The organism is Streptomyces justiciae (assembly GCF_015163075.1).
Classification (GTDB): Bacteria; Actinomycetota; Actinomycetes; order Streptomycetales; family Streptomycetaceae; genus Streptomyces; species Streptomyces justiciae.
On record NZ_JADDXU010000027.1, the window covers coordinates 11,761 to 29,600 of the forward strand.

Consider the following 17,840-nt stretch of genomic DNA (forward strand, 5'->3'; position numbering starts at 1 on the left):
GGTTACTGGATCACCACCTTGACGATGCCGGTGAGGGCGATCTGGGCGAGAGAAAGGGGGACGAGGAGGGTCCAGGAGAGCTTCTGGAGCTGGTCCTCGCGGAGACGGGGGTAGGTCACGCGGAGCCAGATCACGACGAAGGCGAGGACGGCCGTCTTCAGGAGGGTCCACACCCAGCCGAGGCCGTCGGCGCCCCAGGGGCCGTGCCAGCCGCCCAGGAAGAGGACGGTGGTCAGGCCACACAGGACGATGATCCCGGCGTACTCGGCGAGGAGGAACAGGGCGAAGCGGAGGCCGGTGTACTCCGTGTACGCGCCGAAGATGATCTCCGAGTCGGCGACGGGCATGTCGAAGGGCGGGCGCTGGAGTTCGGCGAGGCCGGCGACGAAGAAGACGATCGCGCCGACGATCTGCCAGGGCAGCCACCACCACTCGAAGGCGTCGACGATGCCGGGGAGGGAGACCGTGCCGGCCGCCATCGCGACGGAGGCGGCGGTCAGCAGCATCGGGAGTTCGTAGGCGAGAAGCTGAGCGGCGGTGCGGAGGCCGCCGAGGAGGGAGAACTTGTTGGCGGAGGCCCAGCCGGCCATGAGCGAGCCGAGGACGCCTACGCCCATGACGGCCAGGACGAAGAAGACGCCGGCGTCGATGACCTCGCCGACGGCGCCCTCGCCGGGGCCGATGGGGATGGCAAGGAGGACCAGGAGGTAGGGCAGGAGGGCTACGGCAGGGGCGAGTTGGAAGATGCGGCGGTCGGCGCCCGCGGGTACGACGTCTTCCTTCTGCGCGAACTTCACGCCGTCCGCGACGAGTTGGGCCCAGCCGTGGAAGCCGCCGGCGTACATGGGACCGAGGCGGCCCTGCATGTGGGCCATGACCTTGTGCTCGGTCTGGCCGACGATCAGGGGGAAGGTGAGGAAGACGACGAAGACGATCAGGAGTCGCAGGGCGACGTCGAGAGCGTCGTTCACTGCGGGCCTCCTGCGGGGTCTTCGGGGGTGTTGCGGGCGTTGGGGGAGCTAGGGGTGTCAGGGGTGCTGGGCGGGTCGGGGACTTCGGTGGTCCCGGGAGACTCCGGGGCCCCGGGCGACTCTGGGGTCCCGGGCGACTCCGGGGTGCCGGAAGACTCCGGGGTGCCGGAAGATTCCGGGGTGCCGGGAGACTCGGGGGTGCCGGGAGACTCGGGGGTGCCGGGAGACTCGGGGTCGCCGACGGGGGTGTCGCGTAGCTCCGGGGCTTCAGGTTCCGCTTCGGGAGCGGGGGGCTGATCGGCCTGGGCCTCGGGTTCCACACCCGGCTCGGACTTCGGGCTCGGCTCGGCCTCGGACTCCGGTCTCGGTTCGGACGTCGACGCCGGCTCGGGCGCCCTCTCCGACTCCGGGCTCGGTTCCAGGCTCCGCTCCGGGCTCGGCGTCGGCTCCGACTCTGGCCTCGACTCCAGTTCCGGCGACGGCTCCCGGCGCGACTCCAGTTCCGGCGACGGCTCCCGGCGCGACTCCAGTTCCGGCGACGGCTCCGGACGCGACTCCGCTGCCGGCTGCGGCTCAGCCCCCGACCGCTCCTCGGCGCCGGATTCCCGCCCGGCGTCCGTCCCAGGCTCCGGTTCCCTTCCGGCGTCGGACTCGGCATCCCGCCCGGACTCGGGTTCGTCGAAGGCTGGGCGGGCGTGGTGCCACGGGGCGTCGGCGCTCCGGGGAGCGCGCGAAGTGGGCCTCGGGGGCGTGGCGGCCGGGGTCGGGGCGTCGGCCGGTGTGGTGCCGGAGGCAGTGGTGCCGGGTGCGGGGCGCTGGCTCGCTGAGCCCTGCGAGGCGCTGCGGGAGCGGCGCGGACCAGTGGGGGCGGCGCCAGTACCGGCGCCCGGGGCGTCGGTGGCTGGGGCGTCGGTGGCCGAGCCCTCGCTCGGAGTGTCGGCGCCGCCGGCCGCCGTCTGGCTCGCCGAGCCTTGGGCAGCCGTGCGGGAGCGGCGCGGACCGGCAGCCGAAGAGCCCGGCGTTGCCGACCCCTCCACCTGACTCGCCGAGCCCTCCGCCGCCGAACGCGACCGACGCGGACCAGCAGGCGACCCACCCGGCGCTGCGGGTGCCTCCGCCTGGGTCGCCGACGTCTCCGCCTGGCTCGCCGAACCTTCCGCCGCCGAACGCGACCGACGCGGACCAGCAGCCGAAGCCCCCGGCGCCGCCGACCCCTCCGCCTGGCTCGCCGAGCCCTCCGCCGCCGAACGCGACCGGCGTGGACCGGCAGTCGGAGCGCCCGGTACCGCCGACGCCTCCGTCTGGCTGGCCGAACCCTCCGCCGCCGTACGCGACCGGCGTGGACCGGCAGTCGGAGCGCCCGGTACCGCCGACGTCTCCGTCTGGCTGGCCGAACCCTCTGATGCTGTGCGGGTTCGGCGGGTGGGGCGGTCGCCTGCGGCTCGTGGGCCTGTGGGGCGGGTGGGGCGGGTCGGGGCGGGGGGGAGTTGGCCCTTTTGGGGGCCCCAGTCGTTGGGGTCGGGGACGCCTGGGGGGAGCATCTGGCGGCGCTTGGGGCCGCCGTGGTCGGACTCGCCCGGTTCCTTCGCGCCGGGCCAGGCCTTGGCGACGCGGGCGGCCAGGACGAAGTCCTTGCGGAGGGGGTGGCCTTCGAAGGTTTCCGGAAGGAGGAGGTGGTCAAGGGCCGGGTGGCCCTCGAAGACGACGCCGAACATTTCGTGCGTCTCGCGCTCGTGCCAGGCCGCGCCGGCGAAGACGTGGACGGCGGTCGGCAGGGTCGGGGAGTCGTGCGGGACCGTCGTACGGAGCAGGAGGCGGCGTACCGGGGAGAGGGCGGCGAGGTGGGCGGCGACACGGAAGCCGGTGCCGGGTTCGTCGACGGCGCTGAGCCAGTCGAAGTAGGTGCAGCCCAGTTCGTCGCGGGCGGTCTGGAGGGCCGTGATCCAGGCGGTTGGAGGGACGTCGACGGTGAGGACGTCGTAGGACTCCTCGGCGGTGGCGTCGGGGCCGAAGAGTTCCTCGGTGGGGGTGGGCAGCCAGCCGGTCGTGGTCATCGTTCCTCGCCCGGGGTCGGAGAGGGGGCCTTCAGCAAGTCGCTCTGCAGTGCGGCCGGGGAGGGGCGGGCGGCGGTGCCGTTGCCGTAGCGCTCCCCCAGTGACTCGCGAGCGATCTTCTCCTGGAGTTTGAGGATGCCCTGGAGGAGGGCCTCGGGGCGGGGCGGGCAGCCGGGGACGTAGACGTCGACGGGGATGATCTGGTCGACGCCCTTGGTGACGGAGTAGGAGTCCCAGTAGGGGCCGCCGCAGTTGGAGCAGGCGCCGAAGGAGATGACGTACTTGGGTTCCGGCATCTGTTCGTAGAGGCGCTTCACGGCGGGGGCCATCTTGTCCGTGACCGTGCCCGACACCACCATGAGGTCGGCCTGCCTCGGTCCCGGTGCGAAGGGGATCACGCCGAGGCGGATGAAGTCGTGGCGGGCCATCGACGCGGCGATGAACTCGATCGCGCAGCAGGCGAGGCCGAAGTTGAAGACCCAGAGCGAGTAGCGGCGGCCCCAGTTGAGGACCACCTTCATCGGCTCGGGGGCCAGGCGGGCGAGGGCGCCCAGGCGCTTCGGCTCGGGCAGCATCACGGGCTCCGGCGAGGTCACTCCCGAGGTTCCTTCCGGCGTCACGTCCATGTCAGGACGCCCTTCTTGTAGGCGTACAGCAGGCCCACGGCGAGGAAGCCGAGGAAGATGAACATCTCGACGAGGGTGGTGGCGCCGTAGCCGGGGGCGGCGAAGATCGTGGCCCAGGGGAACAGGAAGATCGAGTCGACGGCGAAGATGACGTAGAGGAAGGCGTAGACGTAGTAGCGGACCTGGGTGTGGGCCCAGCCCTCGCCGACGGGGTCGACTCCGCACTCGTACGTCAGGAGTTTCTCGGGGGTGGGGACCACCGGGCGCAGCAGTCGTCCGGCGCCGAAGGCGACCGCGACGAACAGCACGCCGACGGCGGCGAGCAGCCCGACGACCGAGTACGACTGGAAGTAGTCCGAGTAGTCCGACGCGGCGACAGTGGTCGGTTCTCGCACGTCCGCCCCTCGCTCCCTGTGAACAACGTCGTTCGACGATCTGTACGCACGGGAGTCTAGGGCCTGCTAAAGAGAGCGTAAGCAGCCCGTCACGGCTTGAGATGCCCGTGGGAGAGACAAAGAGGAGACGAAGGGGGGCAGGGTGGGGTTTTCCCCCGGGTGGCGCGGCGGTCCGCCTCATGGCGTCGCGGCGCGCCGCGCGGCACGCTAACCCATATGACCGAACGCCCCAGCCCTTCACCGGCCACGACTCACCGGGACGACGCCTTCGACGACGGGCCCCGGCCGCTGCCGCCCGTCCGCTTCGCCTACGACGCGCACACCTGGAAGGAGATCGCGCATCTCCTGCTGAACCTTCCGGCGGCGTTGCTCGGGTTCGTCTATGTGACGACGGTGCTGTTCACCGGGTTCTGGCTGACTGTGACGGTGATCGGGTTCCCGTTGCTGGCGGCCGGGCTGATGGGGGCGCGGAAGCTGGGCGCGCTGGAGCGGCGGCGGGCCCGGGCGCTGCTCGGGGTGCGGATCGACGAGCCGAGTCCGTTGCCGCTGAAGACCGGCAATTCGGGCTTCTTCCAGCAGCTGTGGATGATGCTGAAGGACCCGGTGGGCTGGCGGACGATCCTGTACGACTTCATCCGGCTGCCCTGGGGCATTCTGACCTTCACCGTCACGCTGACCTCGCTGTTCGTGCTGTGGCCGGTGCTGCCGTATCTGGCGCGGGGGCTGACCAACGCCGACCGGGCGATGGTGCGGGGGCTGCTGTCGCCGTCGGACGAGCTGGAGCGTCGTATCGCGGAGCTGGAGTCGGACCGGGGGGTCGTGGTCGACACGGCCGCGGCCGATCTGCGGCGGATCGAGCGCGACCTGCACGACGGGGCGCAGGCCCGGCTGGTCAACCTCGCCATGGGGCTTGGGCTGGCGAAGGAGAAGCTGCTGGAGGACCCGGAGTACGCGCAGGCGATGGTCGAGGAGGCGCACGGCGAGGTGAAGCTGGCCTTGCAGGAGCTGCGGGACCTGGCGCGCGGGATTCATCCGGCGGTGCTGACGGACCGGGGGCTGGACGCGGCGCTGTCGTCGGTGGCGTCGCGGTGCACGGTGCCGGTGAAGGTGACCGCCGACCTGGACGCCCGGCCGGCCGCGGCGATCGAGGGCATCGCCTACTTCACGGTCTCCGAGCTGTTGCAGAACATCAGCAAGCACAGCGGCGCGCGGTCGGCGTCGGTGGAGGTGTGGCGGTCGGGCGACCGGTTGCTGATCCAGGTGTGGGACGACGGCCGCGGCGGCGCCCGGCTCGACGGCGGCACCGGTATGCAGGGGCTGGCGGAGCGGCTCGACGCGGTCGACGGGCTGTTCGTCATCGACTCTCCGGTGGGCGGGCCCACGACGGTCACGGCGGAGCTGCCGTGGCGGGACCGTTCGGCGCAGGACGCGCGGCGCGCGTAGCGCACCCGGCATCGGCGTCCGCCGGGGAAGGTAGGGAAAACCCCCCTTCCAAGACGCCGACGGCCTCCATGGTCCGCTGACCTGCGGTCGAGCAGGGTGGAGTTACGACAGGCGACCGGTACGACACCCAGGCGCGGGACGAGAGAAGGACGACGTCGATGGCCACGGATTACGGACAGAGCTACGGGTTCCTCGAGGAGCCGGGGCGGCGTCGGCTGCCGGCCGGGCTGCGGGCGCCGTTCGAGGGGCGCACCTGGCGCGAGTTCGGGTATGTGCTGCTCAGCCTGCCGGTCAGCATCCTGCTGTTCACGTACGGCGTCACGATGGTCGCGATCGGTGCCGGGCTGCTGGTGACGTTCCTCGGGGTTCCGGTGCTGGCGGCGGGGCTGGCCGGGTGCCGGGGGTTCGGGGCGATGGAGCGGGCGCGGGCGCGCGGGCTGCTGGGTCTCGAGGTCGCGGACCCGGAGCCGCTCAGGATGCGGGGGCACGGGTTCCTGGCGTGGATGGGGGCCGTGCTGAAGAGCGGTGCCTCGTGGCGGGCGCTGCTGTACTCGGTGATCCAGTTGCCGTGGTCGGTGTTCTCGTTCGTGGTCGCGGTGATCTTCTGGGCGCATGGGTGGGCGCTGCTGACGTATCCGCTGTGGTTCTGGCTGTTCCCGGTGTACGGCGGGCAGGACGGGCTTCAGCTGTACGGCGACGAGACGCATCACATCTATCTCGACAACCCCTTCGAGATCGGCGTGACGGCGTTGGTGGGGCTGTTGTTCACGCTGGCGACGCCGTGGATCGTGCGGGCGCTCACCCAGGTCGACCGGCTGCTGGTGCACGGGCTGCTCGGGCCTTCGCGGCTGGCGACGCGGGTGGTGGAGCTGGAGTCGGACCGGGGGGTCGTGGTGGACACGGCGGCGGCGGATCTGCGGCGGATCGAGCGCGACCTGCACGACGGGGCGCAGGCCCGGCTGGTGGCGCTGGCGATGGATCTGGGGCTGGCGAAGGAGAAGCTGGCGGAGGATCCGCAGGCGGCGGCGCGGATGGTGGACGAGGCGCACGGTGAGGTGAAGACGGCGTTGCAGGAGCTGCGGGATCTGGCGCGCGGGATTCATCCGGCGGTGCTGACGGACCGGGGTCTGGATGCGGCGCTGTCGGCGGTGGCGTCGCGGTGCACGGTGCCGGTGCAGGTGGAGGTGGACCTGGTGGAGCGGCCCGCTCCGGCGATCGAGGGGATCGCGTACTTCACGGTGTCGGAGCTGCTGCAGAACATCAGCAAGCACTCGCGGGCCACGTGGGCGGGCGTGGATGTGTGGCGGGTGGAGAACCGGCTGATGTTGCAGGTGGTGGACAACGGGGTGGGCGGCGCGAGTGCCTCCGGCGGGTCGGGGCTGGCGGGGCTGGCCGAGCGGCTCGACGCGGTGGACGGGATTCTGGTGGTGGACTCGCCGGTCGGGGGGCCTACGCGGGTTACTGCGGAGTTGCCTTGGCGGGGGGAGCGGGGCTGAAGGGGTGGGGGCGAGGGGGATGACGTGACGGGGGGTCGGGGCGACGGGGATGACGTGACGGGGGTGGGGTTCGCGTCGATGGGTTTCGCCCCCGCCGCCCTTACCCGTTCCCATCCCCAGGGGCTGCCGCCCCTTCGACCCCGCCGTTTCTGGGGGCTGCCGCCCCCAGACCCCCGCTTCGGCCCCGAAAGGGCCTCGTCCTCAAACGCCGGACAGGCTTGAGGACGCGTTCACTCTCAGGACCGTCTTTCCTCTGCTGCGCCCCTCCCCCAGCAGGCGGTGGGCCGCTGCCGCGGCGGCCCAGGTCGCCGATGTTGTAGCCGGTCAGGGTGCGGTTGTTCTTCAGAGCGGGAGGACGGGCAGGTGCAGGTCGGGGTGGCGGGCCGCCTCGCCGTAGACCGCGACCCTGCCGAAGGGGGCCAGGACGTCCAGGCTCGCCAGGCGGGTCGGGCCGCCGACCGGGTCCAGGACCACTCGACGCCACGGCCGGCGGTCGCCGCCCGCACGGCCGCCGGGAAGCCGTCCCGGACGAAGACCTCGTCGTAGCCGAAGGCGGCGCAGGCGTACTCGGCCTTCTCCGGCGTGCTCACCGTGCCGTACACCGCCCGCGCCCCCAGCGCCCGCCCGGGCCAGCTGTGCCGCCACGCCTCCGACGCCGCCCGCGGCGGCGTGGATCAGGACCGTGTCGCTGGGTGCGAGGCGGGCCGCCCCGGCCAGGACGCCGTACGCCGTGGTCAGTACGAGGGCCGCGCCGCCGCCGCTGCGCAGGTCGAGGGCGTCGGGGAGCGGGAAGGCGAAGGCCGCCGGGACGACGGTGTACTCGGCGTAGCCACCGCCGTCGGGCAGGTAGGCAGCGACCCGATCTCCGACCCGCACGTCCGCCACGCCGGCGTCCGCGGCCACCCTCTCCCCCGTCCCCACCGCAGCGACCATCCCCTCCCCCACCGCGGCCACCACTCCCGCCGCCTCCAGCCCCGTCACCGTCTCCCCGGCCGGCTCGCCGAAGTCTCCGAGGCGGTGCTGGATCTCCCCGTAGTTGACGCCCGCGTAGGCGACGCGGAGGAGGATCTCGCCGGGGCCCGGGGTGGGGGTGGGCAGGTCGACGAGGTGGAGTACCTCCGGTCCGCCGGTCCTGCTGAACGCCATCGCCCGCACAGGGCCTCCCCCTCGCTCGTCGATGGAGGCCGGAACCGCTCGTGGCGGCTCCCGCATTCCCGTCGGACGGGCCGCGTCGGCTCGTTTCACACGCTGTTCATCGGCGCTTGTCGAGGTTCATCCACGTTCATCGGCCCCGAATCCCGTTGCTCCGGCGCGAGCCGCTGTGAATGCTGGAATGCTGGACTTTGCCCGTCGGGGAGACGGGCGCGGAGACGGGGTGTGGGGGCCGAGGATCGTGGAGGACAGGGTGCGGGTGGTCATCGCCGAGGATTCAGTGCTGCTCAGGGAGGGGCTGACCCGGCTGCTGACCGACCGCGGGCATGACGTCGTCGCGGGCGTGGGAGACGGCGAGGCGCTGGTCAAGACCATCACCGAGCTCGATGAGCAGGGGGCTATGCCGGATGTGGTCGTCGCCGACGTGCGGATGCCGCCCACGCATACCGACGAAGGTGTGCGGGCCGCCGTACAGCTGCGCAAGGCCCACCCCCGGCTCGGGGTGCTCGTACTGTCGCAGTACGTCGAGGAGCGGTACGCGACCGAACTTCTCGCCGGGTCCAGCCGTGGCGTCGGCTATCTGCTCAAGGACCGGGTAGCCGAGGTGCGTGAGTTCGTGGACGCGGTGGTGCGGGTCGCCGAGGGCGGTACGGCGCTGGACCCGGAGGTCGTCGCACAGTTGCTGGGGCGCAGCCGCAAGCAGGACGTGCTCGCGGGACTCACCCCGCGGGAGCGGGAGGTGCTGGGGCTGATGGCCGAGGGACGGACGAACTCGGCGATCGCGCGGCAGCTGGTGGTGAGCGACGGGGCGGTGGAGAAGCATGTCAGCAACATCTTCCTGAAGCTGGGGCTGTCTCCGAGTGACGGGGATCACCGTCGGGTTCTCGCGGTGCTCACCTATCTGAACTCCTGACGAGCTGACACCGTGTCAGCCATATGGGTGCAGCCGTCATCGATGTGCCGATGGACGAGGGCGGCGGCCGACGAGGCTCAGAACCGAACGGGAGCACTGCGCGTCTTGTAGGGAAGCGCCGGGGGGCGAGTAAGTCATGACAAGTCAGGGCGACAGGGCGTCTCAAAATCGTGTCCATCATGCGATTGGCCACAGGAAGGCGACCCTTACGGACGTAGGGTTGATCCAGGGAAGGCCTGCGGGAAGGCCTGTCCCGGACAGCCGCCTCGAGGGAGGTCCAGTTCAGTGACCAGCCAGGTCAGTAGCCCAGCGGAGCAGGCCGACGAAGCCGTCGTGGGAGAGCAGCGCAAAGCAGCAGGGGCGAAGGACGTCCGCCGCCTCGACCGGGTGATCATCCGCTTCGCGGGGGACTCGGGGGACGGCATGCAGCTCACCGGCGACCGCTTCACGTCCGAAACGGCCTCCTTCGGCAACGATCTGTCCACTCTCCCCAACTTCCCCGCCGAGATCCGGGCGCCTGCCGGAACGCTGCCGGGTGTCTCGTCCTTCCAACTGCACTTCGCCGACCACGACATCCTCACCCCGGGTGACGCGCCGAACGTCCTGGTCGCGATGAACCCGGCCGCCCTGAAGGCCAACATCGGCGATCTGCCACGCGGCGCCGAGATCATCGTCAACACCGACGAGTTCACCAAACGGGCGATGCAGAAGGTCGGGTACGCCGAGAGTCCCCTGGAGGACGGGTCGCTCGACGGGTACAGCCTCCACCCTGTGCCGCTGACGACACTCACGGTGGAGGCACTCAAAGAATTCGACCTGTCCCGCAAAGAGGCCGAGCGCAGCAAGAACATGTTCGCGCTCGGCCTCTTGTCGTGGATGTACCACCGGCCCACCGAGGGCACGGAGCGCTTCCTGGCCTCGAAGTTCGCCAAGAAGCCCGAGATCATGAAGGCGAACCTCGCCGCCTTCCGCGCGGGCTGGAACTTCGGCGAGACGACCGAGGACTTCGCGGTCTCCTACGAGGTCGCCCCGGCGGCCACCGCCTTCCCGGTCGGCACCTACCGCAACATCTCCGGGAACCTGGCGCTGTCCTACGGACTGGTCACCGCGTCCCGTCAGGCGGACCTTCCGCTGTATCTGGGCTCGTACCCGATCACCCCGGCGTCCGACATCCTGCACGAGCTGAGCAAGCACAAGAACTTCGGTGTCCGCACCTTCCAGGCGGAGGACGAGATCGCCGGCATCGGCGCGGCACTGGGCGCGGCGTTCGGCGGCTCGCTGGCGGTGACCACGACGAGTGGTCCGGGGGTGGCGCTCAAGAGCGAGACCATCGGTCTTGCGGTCTCCCTGGAGCTGCCGCTGCTGGTGATCGACATCCAGCGCGGCGGGCCGTCCACCGGTCTGCCGACCAAGACCGAGCAGGCGGACCTGCTCCAGGCGATGTTCGGCCGCAACGGCGAGGCGCCGGTCCCGGTGATCGCGCCCTGCACCCCGGCCGACTGCTTCGACGCGGCGCTGGAGGCGGCGAGGATCGCGCTGACGTACCGCACGCCGGTGATGCTGCTGTCCGACGGCTATCTCGCCAACGGCAGCGAGCCCTGGCGCATCCCGGAGCTCGATGAACTCCCGGACCTGACCGTGCAGTTCGCGCAGGGACCGAACCACACGCTGGAGGACGGCACGGAGGTCTTCTGGCCGTACAAGCGCGACCCGCAGACCCTGGCCCGCCCCTGGGCCGTCCCCGGCACGCCCGGCCTGGAGCACCGCATCGGCGGCATCGAGAAGCAGGACGGCACAGGCAACATCTCCTACGACCCCGCCAACCACGACTTCATGGTCCGCACCCGGCAGGCCAAGATCGACGGCATCGACGTACCCGATGTCGAGGTCGACGACCCGCACGAGGCACGCACGCTGGTGCTGGGCTGGGGATCGACGTACGGCCCCATCACCGCCGCCGTCCGCAGACTGCGCGCGGCCGGCGAGTCCATCGCGCAGGCCCATCTGCGCCACCTCAACCCGTTCCCGCGGAATCTCGGCACGGTTCTGCAGCGCTACGACAAGGTGGTGATCCCCGAGATGAACCTCGGGCAGCTCGCCACGCTGATCCGGGCGAAGTACCTGGTCGACGCCCACTCGTACAACCAGGTCAACGGAATGCCGTTCAAGGCCGAACAGCTCGCCACGGCTCTCAAGGAGGCCATCGATGGCTGAGACGTCCACGGAAGGCACGGGCACGATCGAGGCGCTTTCCCTCGTCCCCAAGGCCGAGGGACGCCAGGCGATGAAGGACTTCAAGTCCGACCAGGAGGTGCGCTGGTGCCCCGGCTGCGGTGACTACGCGATCCTCGCCGCCGTCCAGGGCTTCATGCCCGAACTCGGCCTGGCCAAGGAGAACATCGTCTTCGTCTCGGGCATCGGCTGCTCGTCGCGCTTCCCGTACTACATGAACACGTACGGCATGCACTCCATCCACGGCCGCGCGCCTGCGATCGCGACGGGCCTGGCGACGAGTCGGCGGGACCTGTCGGTGTGGGTGGTGACGGGTGACGGCGACGCGCTGTCGATCGGCGGCAACCACCTGATCCACGCCCTGCGCCGCAACGTGAACCTCAAGATCCTCCTCTTCAACAACCGGATCTACGGCCTGACCAAGGGCCAGTACAGCCCGACGTCGGAGGTCGGGAAGATCACCAAGTCGACGCCGATGGGCTCGCTGGACGCGCCTTTCAACCCGGTGTCCCTCGCGCTCGGCGCGGAGGCGTCGTTCGTGGCGCGGACGGTGGACTCGGACCGCAAGCACCTCACGTCGGTGCTGCGGGAGGCCGCCGCCCACCCCGGTACGGCGCTGATCGAGATCTACCAGAACTGCAACATCTTCAACGACGGCGCCTTCGAGGTGCTGAAGGACAAGCAGCAGGCGGAGGAGGCGGTGATCCGGCTGGAGCACGGGCAGCCGATCCGCTTCGGTGCCGACGGCGCGAAGGGTGTCGTACGGGATCGTGTCACCGGGGATCTGAAGGTGGTGACGGTGACGCCGGAGAACGAGGCGGACGTCCTGGTCCACGACGCCCACGCGGCGTCCCCGACCACGGCCTTCGCCCTCTCCCGCCTGGCCGACCCGGACACGCTGCACCACACCCCGATCGGTGTGCTGCGGTCCGTGGACCGCCCGGTGTACGACACCCAGATGGCCGACCAGCTCGACACGGCGATCGAACAGAACGGCAAGGGGGATCTGGCGTCGTTGCTGGCGGGTGGGGACACCTGGACGGTGGTGGGCTGACGAGTCGCAGAGGCCTGGATGTCGTACGGCGGCGTCCAGGCCTCACGCATGTCAGGCGTCGGGGATGTCCCGCTTGGCCCTGATCAGCGTTTCGCGGCTGATGACGACGATGCGCTCGTAGTCGGCGCGGGCTGCGTCGGAGGGAAGGTGGGGGTCGAGTTCGGCGGTGGCCTCGGTGCCGATGACGGCGAAGTTGCCGTCGGTCAGTTCGAAGACGTCGGGGCAGGTCTCGCCGGACATGCTGCCTCGTTGACGTGGGGTCCAGCCCAATCTTCGGGAGAAGAAACGGACTTGGGGTTCGTCGAACACCACGGTGGGCTCCTCTGCGGGGGTGCAGTGCAGGACTCGCCGACGACAAGATCGTCACATAGACGGACTTGGCGCAGGCTCTTCATAGATGACCCGCCCGACCTCGCTTTAGACCCACTCGTTAGCGTGATCACATCAGTGGCGAACTCACCACCCACCACTCGTCCGGGTCATCCGCCCGCTCTTCCAGGAGGGTGTCGACCTCCCGCCCGACCCTCGCCTCGAACGAGTCCTCGGGCAGCAGGCGCCGGTGCTCGGCGGTACGTTCCCAGTACTCAGCGAAGGCTCCTCCACGGCACAACACCCGCAGATTGCCGAGGAGTTCGTCCCAGTCGACCGAGCCGATCCGATAGGAGAGCAGGGTCGCCGCGTACCAGCGGTTCACGAACATGATCTGGCGGCGCCGCTCCTCGGACACCCCGGTCAGCGAGCTGGCGGCCGTGGCGAGCGACGGGTCGTCCATGGCGCGGCCCTGCTGTTCGGCGATGAGGCGGTGGTGCTGGATGAGGTTGGAGCGGCGGATCTCCTCGGTCATGAGCGTCAGTTGGCTCACGAGCGCCAGCAGGAGTTCCTCCTGGCGTCGGCGGCGGGCGCCCCGGCCGAAGAGGGCGCGCAACGGTGTGGCCATGGCAACGAGTCCCCCCTGGTCGCGAACCCTCATCGTGCCCGGCGGTACAGGTCCGCGCTCGGGGCGGAAAGGGGGCGCACGGAGGGACGCCCGCTCAGAGCTCAGACGCGGTTCTTCGTCTCGTCGTACACCTGCCGCGCCTTCTCCACGTCCCCCATCCGCCGCTCCGTCCACACCGCGAGCCCCCGTACCTGCTCCGCCGCCTCCCGGCCCAGGTCGGTGAGGGAGTAGTCCACCCTCGGGGGGATCACCGGGTGGGCGTCGCGGTGGATCAGGCCGTCGCGTTCCAGGGTCTGGAGGGTCTGTGTCAGCATCTTCTCGCTGACGCCCCGGCCGTAGCCGCTGATCGCACGGCGCAGTTCACTGAAGCGGTACGGGCGGTCCATGAGCTGGATGAGGATCAGCACGCCCCAGCGGCTGGTGACGTGTTCCAGGACGAGGCGGTACGGGCACATCGCCTCGGCGTTCGTCTCTGTAGCACTTACTGCCATGCCAGTACCTTACTTCAAAGTGGGTACTTTCCAGCAGTTAGCGCTTCTCCTACGGTTAGTGCATCCGCACCCACAAGGAGAACGCAGATCATGAGCATCGTCGTCACCGGAGCCAACGGCCACCTGGGCCGCCACGTCATCGAGCAGCTGCTGGAGAAGGTTCCGGCCGACCAGGTCACCGCGGTCGTGCGCAGCGCGGAGAAGGGCGCCGAGTTCGCCGCGCGGGGCGTGAAGCTCGCCGTCGCCGACTACAACACCCCGGAGACCTTCGACAGCGTCTTCGCCGCCGGCGACAAGGTGCTCCTCATCTCCGGCAGCGAGGTCGGCAACGACCGCCCCGGCCAGCACACGGTCGTGATCAACGCCGCCAAGGCCGCCGGCGTCGCCCTGCTCGCCTACACCAGCGCCCCCGGCACCCTCAGCGCCGCGCTCGCCGACGACCACCGCGCCACCGAGAAGGTGCTCCTCGCCTCCGGCCTGCCCTACGTACTGCTGCGCAACGGCTGGTACCACGAGAACTACACCGAGAACCTCGCCCCCACCCTGGAGCACAACGCCGTCGTCGCCGCCGCCGGCGAGGGCCGGGTGTCCTCCGCCTCGCGCGCCGACTACGCCGCCGCCGCGGTCGCCGTCCTCACCGGCGAGGGCCACGAGAACCAGACGTACGAGCTCGGCGGCGACACCGCGTGGAGCTTCGCCGAGTACGCGGCCGAGCTCAGCCGGCAGACCGGCAAGGAGATCGCCTACAACGCCGTGCCCGGTGAGGCCCTCGTCGGCATCCTGACCGGCGCCGGACTGCCCGAGCCGTTCGCCGTGATCCTCGCCGGCGTGGACGCCTCGATAGCCAAGGGCGAGCTGGTCGTCGACTCGGGCGACCTGTCCCGCCTCGCGGGCCGCCCCACGACCCCGCTGGCCGACGCGATCGCCGTCGCGCTCAAGGGCTGAAGTTCCGCAAAGCACCCAAGGGCTGACCGGCGGCTGACCGGCACCCCCGGGAACCCACGCCCCCGCCTGTCATGACCGTATAGCGATACGGGCATGACAGGCGGGGGCGCTCGGCGCTACCTTCTTGCAGGCGATGAACGTGAGAAGGAGGGCCCGTGACCGGGAAGCCGAGCGGTGAGCGGCGTATAGGACTGCTGAACGGCTTCGCGGCGTACGGGATGTGGGGGCTGTTCCCCCTGTACTTCCCGCTGCTCAAGCCCGCCGGACCGTTCGAGGTGCTGGCCCACCGGATGGTGTGGTCGCTGCTCGTCGTGGTCCTGGCCCTGGTCGTCCTGCGCCGCTGGAGGTGGGCCGGCGAGCTGCTGCGCCAGCCCCGGCGGCTCGCGCTGATCGCGGTCGCCGCGGCCGTCATCGCCGTCAACTGGGGCGTCTACATCTGGGCCGTGAACAACGACCGGGTCGTCGAGGCCTCGCTCGGCTACTTCATCAACCCGCTGGTCACCATCGCGATGGGCGTCCTGCTCCTCAAGGAGCGGCTGCGGCCCGTGCAGTGGGCGGCGGTCGGGGTCGGCGCCGGTGCCGTGGTCGTGCTGACCGTCGGGTACGGGCGACCGCCGTGGATCTCCCTCGTCCTCGCCTTCTCCTTCGCCACCTACGGGCTGGTGAAGAAGAAGGTCAACCTCGGCGGGCTGGAGTCGCTGGCCGCCGAGACCGCGCTGCAGTTCCTGCCCGCGACCGGCTATCTGATCTGGCTGGCCTCGCACGGCGACGCCACCATCCTCACCGAGGGCCCCGGTCACGCCGCGATGCTCGCCGGGACCGGCCTGGTCACCGCGCTCCCTCTCATCTGCTTCGGCGCCGCCGCGATCCGCGTGCCGCTGTCCACGCTGGGTCTGCTCCAGTACCTGGCGCCGGTGTTCCAGTTCCTGCTCGGCGTCCTCTACTTCGGTGAGGCCATGCCGCCCGAGCGGTGGGCGGGCTTCGCGCTGGTCTGGCTGGCACTGTCGCTGCTGACCTGGGACGCCCTGCGCTCGGCCCGCAGGCTGAGGGCGGAGATCAGCAGGCCCGCCGCCACCATCGCGACCGGCACCACGAGCGCCGCGCGGAAGGCCGAGAGCGTCGCCGCCGGACCCGACCCGGTCGACGCCAAGCCGTAGACGGCGGTCACCACCGAGATCCCGATCGCCGAGCCGAACTGCGTCGAGGTGGTCAGCAGCCCGCTCGCGAGCCCCTGCTCGGTGTCGTCCCCCCCCCTCGGTCACGGCGATCGTCAGCGGCCCGTACGCGAGCACGGCCAGCAGGAAGCCGCCGACCACCACCCGCGCGTTGCCGAACCGGGCGACAAGGCGCGGGGTGAGAGTGGGGGCCAGGACCGCGTCGCAGCCCATGATCACCAGAGCGAGCGCGGTCCGGAACGACGACCAGCCGCGCAGCTCCTGCTCCCTTCCCATGGGACACCCGCGAGGACTGTCAGGTGTGGGAGCCGTACGACGCGCGGGCCATCGAGGTCCTTTAGGACAGTTCCTGACCTCGGGCGGCGCTATAAGTGGCCGCATGACATCGACACCGACCACACCCGCGCCCGTGCACTGGAAGCTCGTGATCGACTGTGCGAACCCGCAGGCCCAGGCCGATTTCTGGGCCGCCGCGCTGCACTACGAGGTCGAGGACAACGACGCTCTCATCCAGCGGCTGCTGGAGCTCGGCGCGCTGCCGCGCGAGGCCACCGTCGAGTTCCACTCCCGGCTCGCCTTCCGCGACCTGGTGGCCGTACGGCATCCCGCGGACCCGTACGACAAGGACAGCGGCACCGGGCTCGGCCGGCGGCTGCTGTTCCAGCGGGTGCCGGAGGAGAAGACCGGGAAGAACCGGCTCCACCTCGACCTCCACCCCGGTGACGGGCCGCGGGAGGCCGAGATGGAGCGGCTGACCGGGCTCGGCGCGAGCGTGCTGCGGGAGGTGAAGGAGCCCTCGGGGGCGTGGGTGGTGATGGCGGACCCGGAAGGGAACGAGTTCTGCGTGCAATGACGGATCGGCGGGGGGCGCCGCCCGGTATACGAACACCCGTGTCCTGATACCGCTCTTGACGGAGAGTTAGTCACAGCTTCACCATCCAGGCACCCCATTCGCTGTGGAATCCCTGTGATTCCCAAGGAATTCGGAGCCCCCCACATGAAGCTCTCGGTTCCCGGACGCGCCACGGCCACCGCCGTCACCGCGGCCGCGACTCTCCTCGTCGGCGGATCCATAGCCGGGGCGGCCCCCGCCCCGGACCCCGCGGTGGCCGCCGCCCCGGACATCCCCGTCGCCAACGTCAAGGCACACCTGACCCAGCTCCAGTCCATCGCCACCGCCAACGGCGGCAACCGCGCGCACGGCCGCGCCGGCTACGAGGCCTCCCTCGACTATGTGAAGGCGAAGCTCGACGCCGCCGGATTCACCACCACGATCCAGCAGTTCACGTCCTCCGGCCGCACCGGCTACAACCTGATCGCGGACTGGCCGGGCGGCGACACCAACCAGGTCGTCATGTCCGGCTCGCACCTCGACAGCGTCACCGCCGGACCCGGCATCAACGACAACGGCTCCGGCTCGGCGGCCGTCCTGGAGACCGCGCTGGCCGTCTCCCGCGCCAACTACCAGCCCACCAAGCACCTGAGGTTCGCCTGGTGGGGCGCGGAGGAGCTGGGCCTGGTCGGCTCCCGCTACTACGTCAACAACCTCTCGTCGACGAACAGAGCGAAAATCAGCGGCTACTTGAACTTCGACATGATCGGCTCCCCCAACCCCGGCTACTTCGTCTACGACGACGACCCCGCGATCGAGAAGACGTTCAAGGACTACTACGCCGGCCTCGGCGTCGCGACGGAGATCGAGACCGAGGGCGACGGCCGCTCCGACCACGCCCCGTTCAAGAACGCCGGGGTTCCGGTCGGCGGGCTGTTCAGCGGCGCCGATTACGTCAAGACGGCGGCGCAGGCGGCCAAGTGGGGCGGTACGTCGGGACAGGCCTTCGACCGCTGCTACCACTCGTCCTGCGACACCACGTCCAACATCAACGACACGGCGCTGAACCGGAACAGCGACGCGATCGCGTACGCGGTGTGGGCGCTGTCCTCATGACTCAGGCG

17 protein-coding genes are annotated in these 17,840 nt (G+C 70.5%); 9 read left to right on the plus strand and 8 right to left on the minus strand.

All coding sequences use genetic code 11. The features are described from left to right. Window positions 1-2: 2 nt before the first annotated feature. The 4 genes from IQ210_RS43055 to IQ210_RS43070 are packed head-to-tail and all read right to left on the minus strand — an operon-like array spanning window position 3 to window position 4,046. Window positions 3-971 carry a complex I subunit 1/NuoH family protein gene (locus IQ210_RS43055; protein WP_194084708.1) on the minus strand — a complete coding sequence of 323 codons (969 nt, stop codon included), beginning with the start codon at window positions 969-971 and terminating at the stop codon, window positions 3-5. Further along, a complete protein-coding gene (locus IQ210_RS48590; RefSeq protein WP_194084709.1) occupies window positions 968-3,025 on the minus strand; it encodes an NADH-quinone oxidoreductase subunit C in 2,058 nt (685 codons plus the stop codon). The genes IQ210_RS43055 and IQ210_RS48590 overlap by 4 nt, the downstream gene beginning before the upstream one ends. Next, window positions 3,022-3,651 (minus strand): NADH-quinone oxidoreductase subunit B, encoded by a 630-nt coding sequence (locus tag IQ210_RS43065; RefSeq protein ID WP_194084710.1) that lies wholly within the window; start codon window positions 3,649-3,651, stop codon window positions 3,022-3,024. Before IQ210_RS43065 ends, IQ210_RS48590 begins: the two co-directional genes overlap by 4 nt. Continuing rightward, on the minus strand, window positions 3,642-4,046 hold the full coding sequence (locus IQ210_RS43070; protein ID WP_194084711.1) for an NADH-quinone oxidoreductase subunit A: 405 nt from the start codon (window positions 4,044-4,046) through the stop codon (window positions 3,642-3,644). Before IQ210_RS43070 ends, IQ210_RS43065 begins: the two co-directional genes overlap by 10 nt. A 216-nt stretch (window positions 4,047-4,262) precedes the next feature. On the opposite strand from IQ210_RS43070, the gene IQ210_RS43075 reads away from it, so the two are divergent. After that, complete coding sequence (locus IQ210_RS43075) at window positions 4,263-5,489, plus strand: sensor histidine kinase (protein ID WP_194084712.1); 1,227 nt, start codon at window positions 4,263-4,265, stop codon at window positions 5,487-5,489. Between the two features lie 158 nt (window positions 5,490-5,647). After that, window positions 5,648-6,985: a sensor histidine kinase gene (locus IQ210_RS43080; protein ID WP_194084713.1), complete on the plus strand. Its 1,338-nt coding sequence runs from the start codon at window positions 5,648-5,650 to the stop codon at window positions 6,983-6,985. A gap of 342 nt (window positions 6,986-7,327) precedes the next feature. Here the strand turns inward: IQ210_RS43080 and IQ210_RS43085 are convergent, their stop codons facing one another. Beyond that, complete coding sequence (locus IQ210_RS43085) at window positions 7,328-8,131, minus strand: alcohol dehydrogenase catalytic domain-containing protein (protein WP_228049503.1); 804 nt, start codon at window positions 8,129-8,131, stop codon at window positions 7,328-7,330. Window positions 8,132-8,390: 259 nt separating this feature from the next. Here IQ210_RS43085 and IQ210_RS43090 point away from each other — a divergent pair, with 259 nt between their 5' ends. From IQ210_RS43090 to IQ210_RS43100, 3 genes are all read left to right on the plus strand, one after another. Then, the gene (locus IQ210_RS43090; RefSeq protein ID WP_322658236.1) at window positions 8,391-9,050 is read left to right on the plus strand and encodes a response regulator transcription factor; all 660 of its coding nucleotides are present in this window, start codon (window positions 8,391-8,393) and stop codon (window positions 9,048-9,050) included. Between the two features lie 285 nt (window positions 9,051-9,335). Continuing rightward, complete coding sequence (locus IQ210_RS43095) at window positions 9,336-11,264, plus strand: 2-oxoacid:acceptor oxidoreductase subunit alpha (protein WP_194084715.1); 1,929 nt, start codon at window positions 9,336-9,338, stop codon at window positions 11,262-11,264. Beyond that, entirely contained in the window at window positions 11,257-12,336 is a 1,080-nt protein-coding gene (locus IQ210_RS43100) for a 2-oxoacid:ferredoxin oxidoreductase subunit beta (protein WP_194084716.1), read from the plus strand. The genes IQ210_RS43095 and IQ210_RS43100 overlap by 8 nt, the downstream gene beginning before the upstream one ends. A gap of 51 nt (window positions 12,337-12,387) precedes the next feature. Here the strand turns inward: IQ210_RS43100 and IQ210_RS43105 are convergent, their stop codons facing one another. From IQ210_RS43105 to IQ210_RS43115, 3 genes are all read right to left on the minus strand, one after another. Next, window positions 12,388-12,576, minus strand: a complete 189-nt coding sequence (locus IQ210_RS43105; RefSeq protein WP_194084717.1) for a hypothetical protein — start codon at window positions 12,574-12,576, stop codon at window positions 12,388-12,390. 199 nt (window positions 12,577-12,775) lie between these two features. Next, window positions 12,776-13,273, minus strand: coding sequence for a DUF6082 family protein (locus IQ210_RS43110; RefSeq protein ID WP_194084718.1), 498 nt, complete (start codon window positions 13,271-13,273; stop codon window positions 12,776-12,778). A 101-nt stretch (window positions 13,274-13,374) separates the two neighbouring features. Beyond that, a complete protein-coding gene (locus tag IQ210_RS43115; protein WP_194084719.1) occupies window positions 13,375-13,764 on the minus strand; it encodes a winged helix-turn-helix transcriptional regulator in 390 nt (129 codons plus the stop codon). Window positions 13,765-13,854: 90 nt separating this feature from the next. Between IQ210_RS43115 and IQ210_RS43120 the strand changes: the two genes are divergently transcribed. The 4 genes from IQ210_RS43120 (at window position 13,855) to IQ210_RS43135 (ending at window position 17,832) form a co-directional block, all read left to right on the plus strand. Beyond that, complete coding sequence (locus IQ210_RS43120) at window positions 13,855-14,709, plus strand: SDR family oxidoreductase (protein WP_194084720.1); 855 nt, start codon at window positions 13,855-13,857, stop codon at window positions 14,707-14,709. A 155-nt stretch (window positions 14,710-14,864) separates the two neighbouring features. Continuing rightward, entirely contained in the window at window positions 14,865-15,866 is a 1,002-nt protein-coding gene (gene rarD / locus IQ210_RS43125) for an EamA family transporter RarD (RefSeq protein ID WP_194084721.1), read from the plus strand. A gap of 397 nt (window positions 15,867-16,263) precedes the next feature. After that, window positions 16,264-16,737 (plus strand): VOC family protein, encoded by a 474-nt coding sequence (locus IQ210_RS43130; protein ID WP_194084722.1) that lies wholly within the window; start codon window positions 16,264-16,266, stop codon window positions 16,735-16,737. A gap of 144 nt (window positions 16,738-16,881) precedes the next feature. Continuing rightward, window positions 16,882-17,832: a M28 family metallopeptidase gene (locus IQ210_RS43135; protein WP_194084723.1), complete on the plus strand. Its 951-nt coding sequence runs from the start codon at window positions 16,882-16,884 to the stop codon at window positions 17,830-17,832. Window positions 17,833-17,840 lie beyond the last annotated feature (8 nt).